This is a genomic window from Streptomyces sp. NPDC059255, assembly GCF_042752355.1.
In the GTDB taxonomy this organism is placed as follows: Bacteria; Actinomycetota; Actinomycetes; order Streptomycetales; family Streptomycetaceae; genus Streptomyces.
Map to the genome: position 1 here is coordinate 1 of NZ_JBHYZP010000117.1, position 1059 is coordinate 1059.

Genomic DNA, 1059 nt, shown 5'->3' on the forward strand with positions numbered 1-1059 from the left:
ACTCGGCACGGTTTTCTGGACTCACCAGTACTGCTTCGGCGTGGAACGTGAGAGTCAGGGGACCGGGTCGGGCACGCTGTTGGGTGTCTGAGGGTGCGAGCGCTGCTCGCCCTTCGGTTGCCGGCCCCAGTGAACTCGCCCCTGTGGGGGTGGGGTGGTGGGTGGCTGGTCGTTGTTTGAGAACTGCACAGTGGACGCGAGCATCTGTGGCCAAGTTTTTAAGGGCGCACGGTGGATGCCTTGGTACCAGGAACCGATGAAGGACGTGGGAGGCCGCGATAGGCCCCGGGGAGCTGTCAACCGAGCTTTGATCCGGGGGTGTCCGAATGGGGAAACCCGGCAGTCGTCATGGGCTGTCACCCGCTGCTGAACACATAGGCAGTGTGGAGGGAACGAGGGGAAGTGAAACATCTCAGTACCCTCAGGAAGAGAAAACAACCGTGATTCCGGGAGTAGTGGCGAGCGAAACCGGATGAGGCCAAACCGTATGCGTGTGATACCCGGCAGGGGTTGCGCATGCGGGGTTGTGGGATCGTACTTCAGTAGTCTGCCGACTGCTGGGCAAGTCAGAAACCGTATGGATAGGCGAAGGACATGCGAAAGGTCCGGCGTAGAGGGTAAGACCCCCGTAGCTGAAATCTGTACGGCTTGCTTGTGCGACACCCAAGTAGCACGGGGCCCGAGAAATCCCGTGTGAATCTGGCGGGACCACCCGCTAAGCCTAAATATTCCCTGGTGACCGATAGCGGATAGTACCGTGAGGGAATGGTGAAAAGTACCGCGGGAGCGGAGTGAAATAGTACCTGAAACCGTGTGCCTACAAGCCGTGGGAGCGTCGCTGGCAGCACTTGTGCTGTCAGTCGTGACTGCGTGCCTTTTGAAGAATGAGCCTGCGAGTTTGCGGTGTGTTGCGAGGTTAACCCGTGTGGGGAAGCCGTAGCGAAAGCGAGTCCGAACAGGGCGATATAGTAGCGCGCTCAAGACCCGAAGCGGAGTGATCTAGCCATGGGCAGGTTGAAGCGGAGGTAAGACTTCGTGGAGGACCGAACCCACCAGGGT

The 1059-nt window shown here is 59.3% G+C and carries 1 rRNA gene; it reads left to right on the plus strand.

The features are described from left to right. Positions 1-208: 208 nt before the first annotated feature. A 23S ribosomal RNA gene (locus ACFXKG_RS41340) occupies positions 209-1059 on the plus strand; the annotation flags it as partial.